15 protein-coding genes and 3 pseudogenes are annotated in these 14905 nt (G+C 60.7%); 4 read left to right on the forward strand and 14 right to left on the reverse strand.

The features are described from left to right. From NJU76_RS24220 to NJU76_RS27265, 5 genes are all read right to left on the reverse strand, one after another. Positions 1-285, reverse strand: coding sequence for an NAD(P) transhydrogenase subunit alpha part 2 (locus NJU76_RS24220; protein WP_254532988.1), 285 nt, complete (start codon positions 283-285; stop codon positions 1-3). 48 nt (positions 286-333) lie between these two features. After that, the gene (locus tag NJU76_RS24225) at positions 334-1545 is read right to left on the reverse strand and encodes a Re/Si-specific NAD(P)(+) transhydrogenase subunit alpha (RefSeq protein ID WP_254532989.1); all 1212 of its coding nucleotides are present in this window, start codon (positions 1543-1545) and stop codon (positions 334-336) included. 388 nt (positions 1546-1933) lie between these two features. After that, positions 1934-2068, reverse strand: a complete 135-nt coding sequence (locus tag NJU76_RS26675; protein ID WP_256567143.1) for a hypothetical protein — start codon at positions 2066-2068, stop codon at positions 1934-1936. Further along, on the reverse strand, positions 2068-2337 hold the full coding sequence (locus tag NJU76_RS26805; protein WP_340681246.1) for a CPBP family glutamic-type intramembrane protease: 270 nt from the start codon (positions 2335-2337) through the stop codon (positions 2068-2070). The genes NJU76_RS26675 and NJU76_RS26805 overlap by 1 nt, the downstream gene beginning before the upstream one ends. A gap of 146 nt (positions 2338-2483) precedes the next feature. Then, a complete protein-coding gene (locus tag NJU76_RS27265; protein ID WP_425604346.1) occupies positions 2484-2612 on the reverse strand; it encodes a hypothetical protein in 129 nt (42 codons plus the stop codon). 32 nt (positions 2613-2644) lie between these two features. On the opposite strand from NJU76_RS27265, the gene NJU76_RS24235 reads away from it, so the two are divergent. The 3 genes from NJU76_RS24235 to NJU76_RS24245 all read left to right on the forward strand — a co-directional run bounded on the left by NJU76_RS24235 (position 2645) and on the right by NJU76_RS24245 (position 4558). Next, entirely contained in the window at positions 2645-2947 is a 303-nt protein-coding gene (locus NJU76_RS24235) for a hypothetical protein (protein ID WP_254532990.1), read from the forward strand. Positions 2948-3063: 116 nt separating this feature from the next. Further along, positions 3064-4221, forward strand: a complete 1158-nt coding sequence (locus NJU76_RS24240; protein ID WP_254532991.1) for an MFS transporter — start codon at positions 3064-3066, stop codon at positions 4219-4221. Between the two features lie 139 nt (positions 4222-4360). Then, entirely contained in the window at positions 4361-4558 is a 198-nt protein-coding gene (locus NJU76_RS24245) for a hypothetical protein (protein ID WP_254532992.1), read from the forward strand. A 12-nt stretch (positions 4559-4570) separates the two neighbouring features. Here NJU76_RS24245 and NJU76_RS24250 read toward each other — a convergent pair. The 4 genes and pseudogenes from NJU76_RS24250 to NJU76_RS24260 all read right to left on the reverse strand — a co-directional run. Further along, positions 4571-4837, reverse strand: a pseudogene (locus NJU76_RS24250) (zinc ribbon domain-containing protein); the annotation flags it as partial. A gap of 21 nt (positions 4838-4858) precedes the next feature. Then, positions 4859-4960, reverse strand: a complete 102-nt coding sequence (locus tag NJU76_RS27380; RefSeq protein WP_486642029.1) for a DUF8160 family protein — start codon at positions 4958-4960, stop codon at positions 4859-4861. Positions 4961-5319: 359 nt separating this feature from the next. Then, positions 5320-6615, reverse strand: a complete 1296-nt coding sequence (locus NJU76_RS24255; protein ID WP_254532993.1) for a saccharopine dehydrogenase family protein — start codon at positions 6613-6615, stop codon at positions 5320-5322. Positions 6616-6805: 190 nt separating this feature from the next. Then, a pseudogene (locus NJU76_RS24260) lies at positions 6806-7036 on the reverse strand (ATP-binding protein); the annotation flags it as partial. A gap of 48 nt (positions 7037-7084) precedes the next feature. On the opposite strand from NJU76_RS24260, the pseudogene NJU76_RS24265 reads away from it, so the two are divergent. Further along, positions 7085-8082: pseudogene (locus NJU76_RS24265) on the forward strand (IS630 family transposase). Between the two features lie 325 nt (positions 8083-8407). On the opposite strand, the gene NJU76_RS24270 reads toward NJU76_RS24265, so the two are convergent. The 5 genes from NJU76_RS24270 to NJU76_RS24290 all read right to left on the reverse strand — a co-directional run bounded on the left by NJU76_RS24270 (position 8408) and on the right by NJU76_RS24290 (position 14859). Next, complete coding sequence (locus NJU76_RS24270; protein ID WP_254532994.1) at positions 8408-9169, reverse strand: IclR family transcriptional regulator; 762 nt, start codon at positions 9167-9169, stop codon at positions 8408-8410. A 404-nt stretch (positions 9170-9573) separates the two neighbouring features. Beyond that, a complete protein-coding gene (locus tag NJU76_RS24275) occupies positions 9574-11199 on the reverse strand; it encodes a long-chain fatty acid--CoA ligase (RefSeq protein ID WP_254532995.1) in 1626 nt (541 codons plus the stop codon). Next, positions 11196-11714, reverse strand: a complete 519-nt coding sequence (locus NJU76_RS24280; RefSeq protein WP_254532996.1) for a Zn-ribbon domain-containing OB-fold protein — start codon at positions 11712-11714, stop codon at positions 11196-11198. The genes NJU76_RS24275 and NJU76_RS24280 overlap by 4 nt, the downstream gene beginning before the upstream one ends. Next, positions 11711-12907, reverse strand: a complete 1197-nt coding sequence (locus tag NJU76_RS24285; RefSeq protein WP_254532997.1) for a thiolase C-terminal domain-containing protein — start codon at positions 12905-12907, stop codon at positions 11711-11713. Before NJU76_RS24285 ends, NJU76_RS24280 begins: the two co-directional genes overlap by 4 nt. Before the next feature lie 2 nt (positions 12908-12909). After that, on the reverse strand, positions 12910-14859 hold the full coding sequence (locus NJU76_RS24290; protein WP_254532998.1) for a 3-hydroxyacyl-CoA dehydrogenase/enoyl-CoA hydratase family protein: 1950 nt from the start codon (positions 14857-14859) through the stop codon (positions 12910-12912). Positions 14860-14905 lie beyond the last annotated feature (46 nt).

Raw genomic sequence — 14905 nt, forward strand, 5'->3', positions numbered from 1 at the left:
TCAGTCACCTCCCCCGTGGAAGTCAGAGAGCATGAAGTGGCTTACGAGGTAGCCGCCGACGACGTTGACAGTGGCCATGACCACCGCCAGGAAGCCGAGCGCCGTCGCCAGGGTGGACGAACTCGAGCCGGCGACGACGACCGCGCCCACCAGCGTGATGCCCGTAATGGCGTTGGAGCCGGACATCAGTGGCGTGTGAAGCGTCGCCGGAATTTTCGTGATGACCGAGTAGCCGAGGAACCCGGCCAGCACGAAGAACGTCAGGTACGTGACAATCTCGCTCATCGGTCCCTCCGTTCCGCGACTCCCGCATCGCGGTCGCTCGTGTGGTGTTCAATCGTCATCGGTCGCCTCCTCGGTCGCGTCTGCGTCCGGTGCAGCATCATCCGATTCCTCGTCCGTTGACTCTTTGTCCTCTGACTGTTCGTGTGGGTTGCGTATCGTTCCATCGTGAGTGAGCATCGTCGCGTCCACGATTTCGTCTGCGGTATCGATCGTGAGTGCATCGTCTTCGAACAGATTGTCGAGGAAATTGGTCACGTTGTTCGCGTAGAGTCGGCTCGTCGTGCGGGAGACGGTACCCGGAAGATTGATCGGGCCGAACACGGTGACGCCCTCGTAGGTGACCGTCTCGTCCGCCCGCGTGGGTTCGCAGTTGCCGCCGCCTTCGGCCGCGAGGTCGACGATGACCGATCCCCGCTCCATTCCCTCGATCATCTCGTTGGTCACGAGTTCCGGGGACGGTCTGCCGGGGACGGCCGCCGTCGTGATCACGACGTCGGAGTCGGCGATTACACGGTTCATCATTTCCCGTTGTTTGCGGTAGAACTCTTCGTCCTGTTCTCTGGCGTGGCCCTCCTCGTCGGACGCGTCGTCGGTTTCCAGGTTGAGTTCGACGAACTCCGCGCCGAGGCTCTCGACTTCCTCCTTCACTTCCGGTCGGATGTCGTAGGCGCGCACGTTGGCACCGAGTCGGTCCGCCGTCGCGATTGCCTGGAGGCCAGCGACGCCCGCACCTACGACGAATACGTCCGCGGGTCGGACGGTTCCCGCCGCAGTCATTTGCATCGGGAATAGCTTCGGCAACTCCTCGGCCGCGACCAGGGCGGCCTTGTATCCGCCGACGCTGGCCATCGACGAGAGCGCGTCCATACTCTGGGCCCGACTGATCCGCGGGATGAGCTCGAGTGCGAACGCCGTGACGTTTCGCTCGGCCAGCGTCTCCAGTTCGTCCTCGAGATTGTACGGTCCGAGGAGGCCGATTACGAGCTGATCTTCGGTATACGGATCGGCTTCGTCATCCGGTGTAGCACCCAGCCCGCGGACCTGAAAAATCACATCAGCTCGGTCGAAAACCGCAGTGCGATCGTCGACTACCTCACATCCGACGTCCTCGTACTCAGCATCACTCCAGCCCGCATCCGCGCCGGTGCCGGCTGAAACGAGAACGTCGAACCCACGCTCGAGGAGATCCTCCGCCACCGGAGGAGTAAGCGCAGCTCGCATCTCGTTTTCCGCAACTTCACTTGGGACACCGATTATCATAGTAATTTTCTCTACCGACAAACGCTATGTATATATGCGATTTTAAATCATACAATTCGGCAATTTTCCCCTCTTACTAGTATTCAGTGCGGCTATGCTGCTCGCAGGACTGCACAACGACTGCTATACGACGGAATTTGATGGCGTGTAGAGCGTGAGCGGGCGTCGCCGTCGACAAGTTCACCGACAAGGTAACGAGCCGTCACGTCGTCGATATCCGCAGTCACAACGCGGCTACGTCGTCTTGATCTTGAGCGAGCAGTTACTGTACGTCATTGCCGGTGCAACCGCAGGACAGTCGCGGTTGCACCGGTACATCGGTACAGCAGACCGTATCAGACTAGGCTGGGTGCGTGCCGCCTGTCATCAACGGCATCGCTGCGATGTATCAGTCGTGCACGATGCACGCCGCAGTCGCGATCAGTCCAGCGCCGATGCCAGCGACACCCATGGGACCGACGACCAGTGCGCCTGCACCGGTGAGATATATCAACGATAGCGATGCGACGGTCCACCCGGTCATCACGACGATACCGAGGTACGGGCATCTGGGGAGTTGTAGCCCTGAACGATCAGCGGTGCGTGCCAGAGACCCCAGACGACGCCCGTCAGGAGCGAGACGCGCCAGAATCCGAGCGGTGAGCGTTTAAGGAAGAGGAGTCCGCGCCAGCCGAATTCTTCACCGAAGGCCGCGACGAGTTGATCGTCGTATCCAAGTCCCCCTCGAGTGACGACGATGAGTAATATCGCGACGAGCCAGACGCCGACGTCGACCGCGATCAGAACTGTCATGAAGCCTTGACCAGTGATTGCTCCGATCGGAATCGGGACGAGTATGCTGTTTGCCGTATTAATGCCAGCGTGGAGCAGTACAGCGAGTAAGACGCTTTCAGTCTCGTTATATATCCAGGTTAGGAGGAACGCGAACCCCACGTTATTCACGATACGGAGGACGATCCCGGGGATTTCTCGACCAGCCACGCGAAGCCATAGACGGCGTTCGGATCGGCGAGTAGCTGAGGCAGGTGCCAGAAGGCCCAGACCAAACCCAAGATGAGCGTCCCCAGGACTGGTGCGTACTGCTCCTGAAGGCGGGGTAGTGCGAACCCCCGTCAGCCCGGTTCCTCGTTCCCGCCACGACGAGCGCGACGGTCACGTACGACGTGAGGACGAGCGAGAGCCGTCCTGGGAGCAGAGAGAGGTCGATGTCGGCCCCAAGACCTATCATCACAGCGCTCGCCAGGCCGACTACGATCAGCGGAAGGGCGACGGCCGCGAAGTACCACCGCGGTGCGACGCGCCAGCGGACGATCTGTCGAGGCCACGCCCGGACCGACCCGCCGTCGAGCCACGTGGTCACCGCGCCGGCGAGGCGACGGCATTCGTTCGATCTCTCTGGTGACGCGTATCGGAGCGCAGCGTCCGTCGACTCCGTCGTGTAGTGAGCCCTCAACACAGTTCACAGCGTAGCGGAGATCGATTCGGAACGTTTGTCATACAGACACGAAACTAGTGGACATGAGCCGCGCTCGAGTCTTTGCCTCTCTGTGTAGTCTCGTTTTCCTCCTCAACCTCGCCAGAATCGTCTTTGCACCGCTGTTGGATGTGATCATTACGGATTTCTCGATCGGCGAGGGGACGGCTGGACTCCTGGTGACGCTCGCGTGGGTCGGAAGCGCGTCTCCTCGATTACCGACGGGGTGGCTTCTGACGAAAGTACCGCGACATCACGTCGTGATCGGATCCGGATCGGTTCTCACGGTCGCGTCCGGCTTCGCTGCGACCGCGACGACGGTCCGCCACCTCATGATCGGGGCCTTTCTAATGGGAATCGCTTCCGGCGTGTACTTCGTCTCGGCGAATCCGTTTCTGAGTGAGCTGTTTCCGGATCGCGTCGGTCGTGTCATGGGAATTCACGGGGCCGCCAGTCAGATTGCCGCGATCGTCGCCGCGCCACTCGTGACGCTGACGCTCGTCGTCGATTGGCGGCTCTCGCTATGGGCGATCGCCGTCGGTGGGGCCGCGGTAACGGTATACACGTGGATCGCCGCGAGAGAGACCGAGTTACCGAGGGCCAACGAGGAGGATCAAACCTTCGTCGCCGGTGCGCTGTCGGAGTGGCGTCTCATCGTGACTGCACTTGCAATCGTCGGTGCAGCGTCGTTCGTCTGGCAAGGTGTATTCAACTTCTACGAACTATACATGCAGTCGAAAGGTGTCTCCGGGCAGGTGTCGGGTCTACTTCTCTCTCTCGTCTTCGCTGCCGGCATTCCCGCGTTTTACTTCGGCGGTGATCTGGCCGATCGACTGCCACGCGTTCCGTACATGCTCGGTATCGTCGGCCTCTTTTCCGTCTCGCTGTTCGTTCTGACAGTCGTCGACGGGCTGGTCCAACTGATCGTCATTTCCGGGACCGTCGGCTTCGTCATTCATGCGCTGTTTCCGGCCACGGACACGTTCCTCCTCGACACACTGCCGGATTCGACGCGGGGCAGCGCATATGCGGTGTTCAGTTCCGTCTGGATGCTCACGCAGTCGCTCGGCTCGTTCGCAGTGGGTCTGTTCGTCGAATCCGACTACACCTACGACTCAGTGTTCCAAACCGGCGCCATCGTCCTCGGTGTCTCGGTCGTCGTTCTCGCGCTCCTCGATCGAACCGGTCGGTTGCCGAGTTGACCGCCTATATGTCGGTATCTCCTCTCGAGCCACTCACACGAGCTGAGAACGGTCACCGGCCGTTCGACGGTCGCTCGGCTTCTGTTTTCACCACCAGCTAGAGCAAGGACTACCCGTATCGGGTTCCTAACTGAATCCGATGAGTGACCCAGAACGACTCGAGGAGCGTCTCGTCGACGAACTCGAATCCGAGCGTCATACCCACAAATCGCTACGACAGACGCTCACGGACGAGTATGACTATTCCGACTCGGCCGTTACCCGAGCGATATCCACGCTCGACGACGAGGGAGTGATTCGCCACGAACAGGGCTTTTTCGAGCTCACTCGAGAGTGAATCGCCTCGGGGTCACGCTCCGAGGCTTCCTGCTTCAATGACGCGCTTTGCAGACACCTGAGTGGTGTCCGTAGGGAGCGCAGTCTCGACAGGCGTGTCTTCGGGCCATCCCAGCCCTAACTCCTGAAAACCTCTCTGCAACACGTTCAACGAAGCGTTCGCGTCCCGGTCACACTCGAACCCACACGAGGGACAAGAGTGTTCCCGAACCCAGATGGATTTTTCCGTCTCCACACCACATTGAGCGCACTCTTTCGTCGTGCCTCGTGCTTCAACCTGTGCTCGGTAAGCCCGATCGAACTACACAAAATACTCTCCTTCCAACCGTTCTGTGACTTCTGTGACGTCCATTCCCTCCAAGTGTTCTAGGCCGAGTTCGACGATCAACGGGTAAAGTACCACGGGCAAGTCGGTGGTCAACTACCTCGCCCTACTCGCGCTGATGCGCTCGGTGAGGGCGGGCTTACACGCCGGCTCGGCGGGTGGGACTCACCCGCTCGAAGTCGGCTTGTAGCGCAGGGCCAGACGCCAGCGGCAATTTTAATTGCCGGTGTCCTCCACTCTATCCCCGGACACCGGGGAGCGGAGAGGTACAGGGCGTCACGCTCGCTTCGACGGACCCGACTTCGGGGTCGGTTGACCGCGAACCCGTCCATGCCGAGGAACGCAGCGTGGCCTCGGTGCTGCGCCAGCCCTCTCGGACTGTCTGTGGCCCGTCATGGACAGTCAAGAGCTCGGGTGTTGAGGAAGGGGACTCTGCGCTACCGCGAAGTTGACACTGCCACGCTCGATTTACTTGGTGTCAACCACACGTCAACCTCCACATCCAGTCCCGCCCGCCGAAGCCTATCAGCAAGTGGGTCACCGATACCTGACGCCGGCGTAAGAATCCCACCCGCGAGCGGTGAGTCGGTCTGGTCGCGCACCAGGCACATCGCAGCTTCGCTGAGCATCCTCGCGGTCGCGCCGTACCCCGGATCCCGATCGGTGCTAATCTGACTTTCCACGACGAACGGGCCGTCAGTGGCGGTCCCACGGCCGAGTACACGGACGGTGAAATACCCGTTTTCGATCTGCTCTCTCGTCGGCCCCTCGCCCGGATCCGGGAACACGAATCGACGCAACCCTTCTCGTGTTGGTCCGAACGCCATCCCAGCAGTAGCGACCGTGATGCCCGCCCAGACAGCGTTTGCACGTGCCAGGCCGCCGAGGCCGTCGCCCATGGGAAGCACTTCTGTGCACTCGAACTCACGACCCCACGGATACCCGAGCAGCGCGTTGCTGCGTCGAACGACCCGTTCGTTTATCATCGCCATCGGCGACGGAGCCGTCCACACCGATCGTAGTGGGTCCTTCTTCGGTACGGACTGTGCGCCCGGATCGACGCCGTCGCGCTCACCTTTCGGTGCCAACGAGTACGGGTTCCGAAGCGTCTGCCGGGCCAGCGGATCGGTCGACGCAGCGCGAAACACTTCGATTGCACTGGCCATCGTGCCACCGCTCACGCCACCGCGACTATCCTCCAGGTAGATTTGTGCCATCTCACACGGAGTCCCGAACTTGTCAATGGCGAACGATTGAACGAGTTTCGTACCGAGATCGGTGGGGATCGAGTCGAATCCACAGCTGTGGACGATTCGAGTGCCTGCCTCGACCGCGTCGTCGTGGTATCGGTCGATCATCTCCCGCACCCAGTTCACCTCGCCCGTCAGATCACAGTAGTCCGTTTCAGCGGCGATGCATGCCTCGACGAGTGGTGTGCCATACTTCGTGTACGGGCCGACCGTCGTACAAACGACACGCGTGTCTTCGGCGATGGCGTGAAGACTTTCAGGCTCAGTTGCGTCGCCGAGGACGATCGGGATGTCATCCCACGCAGAACGCCGTTCTCTGAGTGTTGTTTCCAATTTGTGGAGTCGACTCTCGCTGCGACCGCCGAGTGCGAGCGAGAGCTGGTCTGGTGTGTACTGTTCAGTGAGGTACTCGGCGACGAGGCGGCCAGCGACGCCGGTTGCTCCCCAGACGACGAGATCGTGCTGCGGGTCAGTGTTCGACACAGGTATCGGGTGCAATTAGCGATCCATTGACTCAACTGTTGGGTGGCGGCCAGTGTCGTCACTCATCCCAAGCGCGAACACGAATTCGAGTTTATCCCCAAATCGCTGGCGACAACCATCGCACACCACCGAACCGAACGTCTACGCCACGCTGGGTGCAGATTCACACGCCGACGACAGGCGAGCCGACGGATGCTATCGCCTCGACTATCACTTCTCGGCTCTCAGCAGTCAGCCGGTCGTCCGAAATGACCGAATACAGATCGTCACGTGCCTGCTCGAATGCGTTGTCAATCCGCTGCCAGCGGTCACAGCCCGACTGGATGCCATTACGCGCAAAGTTCAACGTCAAATTCCCTTTCGAGACGACCACGCCACCGAGTCCGTATTCGCGTTTCGTCGTGACGTAAAGCCCATTGCTCTATAGTAACCGTTAGAACTTTCTACTCAGTGATTATTGCTAAGCGTAGTGGATCATCTCGACGAGATCTCTGTCGAGGAATTGGAAGATGCCCTCGACAACGTGGAGGGAAAGAAGCCAACGCAACGACTCTTAGTGGCAATAGCGTCCAAAAACGCGTCACGCAGACTGAACTCGCCGAGTGGTACGACGTTCAACGACGGTCAATCTAAAGCTGGCTCAAGCGACTCGACACCGACGAGTCGCTTGAGCGTGCCGTTACTGATGCTTATCGATCTGGGAGAAAACAAAAACTCTCAGAAAAAGAGCGACAAGAATTCGAAGAAACTGTCCACGACTCACCCGAAGAAGTTGGGGTTGACGCGCCGGCGTGGACGCCGGCGCTCGTCCAGCAGTATCTCGACGAAACGTACGACGTCGAATATTGGATCCCGAGTTGCCGGCGGTTACTCAAAAAAGCGGGATTGAGCTATCAAAAACCACGCCGCACAGCCGCCGAAGCTGATGCTGACGAGCAAGAGGCGTTCCGCGAGGGACTCAAAAAAGCGGCGGGAGATGGACGCCACAGGAGTCTGTATCGATCAAACCAAGAAATCCGTCCAGTTGAGCCGCATGCCGCGTGGTTTCCGCGCGGCCCGCAGCCGGCCATCGAATTGTCCGGGCAACGCGACTGGACGTGTCTCTTGGGCGCAATCACCGAGGACGGTGATCGCTTTTTCTCTCGATTCGAAGAGTACGTGACCGCCGAACATACGAAACATTTCATTCTCGCGTTATGCAAAAAGTTCGAAGATAATTTGATCGTTGTGTTGGATGGAGCGCCGTATTTCCAGTCGTGGGCCGTCACGGACCTGGCGGCCCGTGACGACCACACCTTCGTCACGTTACCAGCGTATTCACCGGAACTCAATCCAGTCGAAGAGTGCTGGAGACAGCTACAATCAGCTCTTAGCAACCAATTCTTCGACTCACTTTCTGAGCTAACAACAGCGATCGATACTGCTCTTGATCAACTCTCTATTCCCAAAATGAGCAACTATTTCTAACTTTTACTATAGTTGTCAGCCTTTGTTACCCTGTTCTTTCATTCATGCATGGGGACTTAGCAGGCTTTCATTCCATCAGTGCCCGTGCCCACTGCATGTCGCCACCTACGAAACTGGGACGAAATCAGCTGAGGCTAAACATATATGTGACAAGTTTGACGGTTTCGGTGCCGATTCCTCCGATATACACCAAGAATACAAGTACGCCCGGCATAAATTTTCACGTGGTAAATCGTCTGAACTCGGTGCTCGGAGCGGACGGTCGCGTGTCTTTCAGGGAGTCGCCGAGAGGGTGGCGGTGGGGATTGCCGCCGCCGGGCACCGTTCAGGTCCCATACCGATACTTGATTGTGATCGAGTCGATCGTCTCCTGGAGCTTCTGGAGGAGCGTTCGCTGGTAGGATTCGTCAGTGATGCGGCCCGTGGGCCCGACGATGCCGACGGCCCCTTCCAGCTGATCCTCAATGAGGATCGGCGCCGCGATCAGGCCCATCCCAGTCACCTGCTGGTCCCAGTCCATGGCGTACCCCCGCTTCTGAATCTCGTCCAGCTCCGCGCGCAGCGTCTCCTCGTTGGTGATCGTGTCGTCGGTTACCCGCGTCAATCCCCGCGTTTCGATTATCTCGTTGGTCTGCTCCTCGGGGAGGTACGCGAGAATCACCTTCCCCGTCGCGTTCGTGTGCAGGGGCGTCATCATCCCCGAATAGATGCCGAGTTTGAGCGAGCGGTCGCCAAAGGCCTTGTGCAGGATCACCGCCTGTCCCGACTGCTCCACCACCAGCGACACGAGTTCGCCCGTCTGGTCAGCGAGTTCCTTCAGAAATTCCTCGGCCACCCGAAAGAGGCCGTTCCGGTGTTTGATCCGGGAACCCGTCGTAAGGAACTTGTAGCTGAGTTGATACTCGCCACCGTCATTGATTACGTATCCCGTCTCCGTGAGGGTGCGCAAGTACGCGTGCGCGGTGCTCTTCGGGATGTCTAGCCGAGCGGCCACCTCAGACGGTCCTGCACTGTTCGTCTCCCATAACAACTCAAGGACCGTAAACGCTCGGAGGATAGATGACATCACGGGCGTTCCGTCAGTCATACGCGTAGGTTCGGGCTCTTGGTGATAAATCGTTCGGTTATATTGGACGAAGACTGGTCGTCTGCGTCGCACCTGGACCGAAGCGCGATTCTCGGCGGTCCTGCGTTGGAGACCACCGGTCGAAACCGTCCAATATTGTTGAACGCATTTGGGAGGCAGAGAGGACTGACAGAATGGGACGACGACTTACAGTCATATGGACGTAAATTAGTGCCGATCAAACGACGATTTCCTATCATTTTGACCTGAAATCAGAGGAGATAAACAATTACGTCCAACAATGTTGGACGAATACGTGAGAGGAACTGTCGAGATACGGATTGGCTCGCGAACTCACGCCGGAAAACGCACGAAGGAATCGATGAACGGATGGACGAAAACGGCGGACGGAACCGGTGATCGACCTAGTCCTTGAGCGGCAGCGTCCCGTACTCACCGACGAACCCGTCGCGGAGGACCTTCTTGTCGAACTTCCCGGTCGTCGTCTTCGGGATCGACTCGCAGAAGAAGGTCTCGTCGGGGAGCCACCACTTCGGGAACCGCTTGAGGAGGTGCTCGCGGAGTTCGTCCTCAGTGACCTCGTCGGCCGAGACCACCGCGTAGGCGACCGGTCGCTCCTCCCACCGTTCGTGTTCCACGCTGACCACCGCCGCCTCTTCGACGGCCTCATGGGCCATCAGTTCGTTCTCGAGTTCGAGCGACGAGATCCACTCGCCGCCGCTCTTGATGACGTCGTCGAGGCGGTCGACGACCTCGAGGTAGCCGTACTCGTCGATCACGCCGACGTCGCCGGACTTGAACCAGCCATCCTCGGTGAACGACGCCTCGGTCTCCTCGGGACGGGCGTAGTACTTGTCGATGAGCCACGGTGCCCGCGCCTGGATCTCGCCAGTTGACTCGCCGTCGTGGGGCACCGGATTCCCGTCCGCGTCCCGGAGGCGGATCTGGACGCCTGGCGCGGGAATCCCGGGTTTCATCTGCTGCTGGTACCGCTCGCTCTCGGGCAGTTGGGCCACCTCGGTTGTCGTCATCGTATTGACGAGGTGCGGGGCCGCCTCGGTCATGCCGTAGCCCTGGTGGATTGGGGCGTCGATCTCCTTGTCAAACTTCTCCATGAGCCACTCGGGTGGGGACGTGCCCCCGATGAGCACCCGGTCAAGGCTCCCGAGTTCCGTGTCATCGCGCTCGTCGTAGAGCGCCGCTACGTCGAGCCACACCGTCGTGACTGCCGCCGTGACGGTTACCTCCTCCCGGTCTATGAGTGCGACAATCTCCTCGGTGCCGGTCTTCGGTCCTGGGAGGACGAGTTTCGACCCGCACATCGTCGCCGTGTAGGGTAACCCCCATCCGTTGACGTGGTACATCGGGACGACGGGCATCACGACGTCATTCTCGCTAATCGCGAAGACGTCGACGTGGCTGTGGGTCACTGTGTGGAGGTAGAGGCTCCGGTGTGTGTACGGCGCCCCCTTCGGCAGTCCGGTCGTACCTGAGGTGTAACAGATGCCCGCCTCGTCGTCCTCGTCGATCTTCGGCCAGTCGTACTCGGGATCCTGCCCCTCGAGCAGTTCCTCGTAGGCGTACACCGATTCGAGGTCGGTCTCCGGTACCTCGTCGTCGAGGATCACGAAGTGTTCGACGGTCTCGAGCTTGTCGGCGACGCGCTCGACAGTCTCGACGAACTCGGGGTCGACGAAGACTACCTCGTCCTCGGCCTCGTTGACGATCTCAACGAGGTGCTCGTCTGGGAGCATGTGGTTCGTCATATGGATGCTCCTGCCGCTGCACGGGAGCGCGAAGTACAGTTCGTAGTGGCGATAGTGGTTAATCGCCATCACCGACAGTCGCGTCTCCGGATCGATCCCGAGGTCGTCGAGGGCGTTCGCCAGCCGACCCATCCGCTCGTACGCGTCGGCGTACGTGTAGCGGTGGGTGGTTCCGTCGGGCAGTTCCGAGACGATCTCCTTGTGGTCGAACAGGTCGATGGCTCGCTCGATCAGGACCTGCAGTGTGAGTTGGTAGTCTTTCATTCGGAATCACCGCCGTTCCTGTTCACCGGTTCAAATCGGTAGAAGACGCGTTCTTCGTCGGTTGGTCCGTCGATCTCGACGATCTTCAGCGTGACCGGATCGCCGATCTCGAGGTCGCCGTAGGAGGCGTCGTCGATCCGTGCCGACAGTTTGACGGGACCGAGGTCGACGACCCCGACGACGAACGGCACGTCGTGTTCGGCCAGCCCCATCGGAAGGCCGCCCCGCACTTCCGAGAACGCGAACAGTTCGCCCTCGTGGGGGAGATCCACGTACTCAAGGTCGTCGCCCGTACACTCGGGGCAGACGATGCGGGGCGGGTAGTGGGTCGCGTCGCAGTCGGTACACTGTGTCGTGGTCAACCGGCCGTCCCGGAGGTTGTCGTAGAACTCGTGGATCTTCGTGTGGTCGTCGGTCTGGAGTTCGTAGAAATCGAGCAGTCGGGGGAACTCGATTTCCTTCGGCACTGAGACAGTCTCTCGCTCTCCTCCGTTCGAATCGGTTTGATCGGTCATTGTGGATCCCTCGCGAGGGTCATGACGCTGTGGACCGACCCGCTGCCGCTCAAGTTATGGATCAGGCCGGTCTCCGGGTCGTCTACCTGTCTGTCACTCGATACCTCACCCTGGAACTGCTGCGTTACTTCGAGGGCCTGCGAGACGCCGGTCGCGCCCAGCGGGTGGCCACAGCCAAGCAGGCCGCCGCGGGGGTTGACCGCCACGTCGCCATCGAGACGGCTGCGACCGTTCTCGATGAATTGGCCGCCCTCGCCGCGCTCGCAGAAGCCCAGTTCCTCGTACTCGATGATCTCGCTGATCGAGAAGCAGTCATGGATCTCCGCGATATCGATCTCCTTGAGGGGATCCTCGATTCCCGCCTGGTCGTAGGCGTTCTGCGACGCTTTCCGGGCCTGGGGCCAGCCGGAAAACGAGGGCAGGTTGTTAATCGAGTTCCCCGCCATCGAGGACTGGCCGCTGCCCGTGATCCAGGCCGCGATGTCGGTGACCTCGCGAGCCTTCTCTTCGCTCATCAGGATCACGCCCGCAGCGCCGTCGGTGATCCCGCTGCAGTCGAAGAGATGGAGCGGCGGCGCGATTTCGGGCGACTCGAGGACGTCCGCTGGGTCGATCTCCTTTCGGAACTGGGCGAAGTCGGTCTTGGCGGCGTTGCTCTTGTTCTTGGCCGCGACCAGCGAGAGTTGCTCGCGGGTTGTCCCGTGCTCGTGCATGTGTCGCTGGGCGTACCACGCGAAAAACGGCGGCGCGGCCAGCCCGTTGACGCCATCGAACTCCCGGTCGAGAACGTTCGCCATCGACCCCTGCATCTCGGGGACGTAATCGCGGCCGAGGTTCATCTTCTCGACGCCGAGCACGAGCGCCGTATCGAGTTGACCCGCGGCGATCGCCAACCACGCGTAGCGCAGTGCGGCCTGCCCGCTCGCACAGGCCAACTCCGTCCGAGCGGTCATCTCGGTGACCTCGATGCCGAGCAGTTCCGCCACCATCGGGGCGACGTGAGACTGGTAGGCGAACCGTTCGGGCTGGACCGCGCCGACGAACAGCCCCTCGATATCCTCGGGACCGACGTCGGGAATGGCGTCGAACGTGGCCTTCCCGCCCTCCTGTGCCAGATCCTTCCAAGTCGCGTCGCGCTCGCCCCACTCCGTGTGCCCACCGCCGACGACAGCCACGTTTCGGGTTGCTCTCACGGTCACTCACCCTCGAACTGTGGCTCGCGGTTCTGCCTAAACGCCGTCACACCCTCAAGCATGTCGTCGGTCGTCGATAGCAGCGCGAACGCGTGCTTCTCCATCTTGAGCGCGGTCTCGAGACTAGCCTCTTGGCCGTCGTTGATGACCTCCTTTGCGGCCTTGAGCGCGATCGGCGGCCCCGAGACCAAGTCGTCGACGATGTCGGCGACGATCTCGTCGAGTTCGTCTTGGGGGACGGCGTGGTTAACGATGCCCCACTCTTCGGCTTGCGCGGCGTTGAACTGCATTCCACGGAACACCATCTCCTTCGTCCGGGCTTCGCCGATAAGTCGGACGAGGTGCTGGGTCGCACCGCCGCCGGGGATCACGCCGAGGGTCGTCTCGGGCGTTCCGATCGTCGAGTCCTCGGTGGCGACGCGGATGTCGCAGGCTAGTGCGAGTTCGATTCCCGCGCCGAGGCAGAAGCCGTCGATCTTCGCGACCGTCGGCCGCTCGAACTCGTAGACGGTCTGGAACACGTCGTCGGGGTCCATGATGTCGGTCGGCTCGCCGGTTGTGAAGCCGGTGATGTCCGCGCCGGAACTGAACGCCCGGTCGCCGGCGCCTTCGAAGACGACGCAGGAGACCTCGTCTACGTCCACGTCCGCCAGGAGCCGATCGATCTCCCTGAACATGTTCTCGGACATCGAATTCAGCCGTTCTTGGCGGTCGAGAGTGACCTCGAGGACGCTGTCGTCGTCGATCTCCCAGTCGATGTAGAAGTACGGTGGGTCGACCCGGTAGTCGTAGAACCCCTTCCCGGCGTCCTCGCCGGTCCAGCCGTCCTCGACGAGTTCGACAAGGTAGTCGGCGGGCTCGTACCGCTCGGCGTCATGCTCGGCGGAGAGTTCCTTGAGCTTCTCGAGGACGACATCGAGGCCGATGCGGTCGCCGCGCTGGCACATCCCTTCGGGGAAGTTCCCGCCGAGGCGGCAGCCAATATCAACCTCATCGGGCGTCGCCACGTTGTTGCCGACGAGCCACGCGGCCTTGTTGATCATTACGGCCTCGGTCCGGAGGGCGTCGTATCCGCCGGCGTCGGTCGGCTCGTAGTCGATGCCGTTGCCGTCCTCGTAGTCGTAGAACCCCTTCCCGCTCTTGCGCCCGAGGTTCCCCTTGTCGACCAGTTCTTCGACGACCGGCGGGACCGGCTGGTCGGACTCCGCACGGAAGTGATAGCCAATGTCGATGCCGCCGAAGTCGTTGAGTTCGAACGGTCCCATCGGAAACCCGCTCTCGTAGACCATCGTGGCGTCAGCCTCCCGGATCGTTGCCTCGTCGTTCGACAGCATCCACGCGGCCTCTTCCATGTATGGAACGAGGACGGTGTTGACGACGAATCCGTGGACGTCTTTGCGGACGTAGATCGGCGTCTTGTCGATCGACTCGACCCACTCGTAGGCGGTCTCGGCCGTCTCGTCGCTCGACTTGTCGCCGTAGGTGACCTCCACGAGGTCCATCTTCACCGGCGGGTTGAAGAAGTGGAGGCCCACCACCTGATCGGGGCGGTCCGTCGCCGCCGCGATCTCCGAGATGGAGAGACTCGAGGTGTTTGACGCCAGGATGGCGTGCTCCGGGGCGTGTTCGTCGACCGACGAGAACGTGTCCCGCTTGACATCCATCCGCTCGGGGACCGCCTCGATCACGAGGTCGGCGTCGTCGACGGCCTCGGCGAGGTCGGTCGTCGTCGAGATGCGTGACAGGACGACGTCGCTCGCCTCGTCGATCCGGCCCTTCTCCTCGAGTTTCTCGAGGCTCCACTCGATGTTCTCGTAGCCCTCAGTCACGATCTCCTCCTTGATGTCCCGGATCGTCACGTCGTACCCGCCGAGGGCGGCGAGTTCTGCGATACCGTGGCCCATGCTACCTGACCCCAGCACTGCTACGTTCTCTACAGTGTCATTTGCCATCAAGAATCTGTGTGCGATTGAGTACTATATATCTTTGGAGAAGTGA

The organism is Natrinema gelatinilyticum, assembly GCF_024266705.1.
Classification (GTDB): domain Archaea; phylum Halobacteriota; class Halobacteria; order Halobacteriales; family Natrialbaceae; genus Natrinema; species Natrinema gelatinilyticum.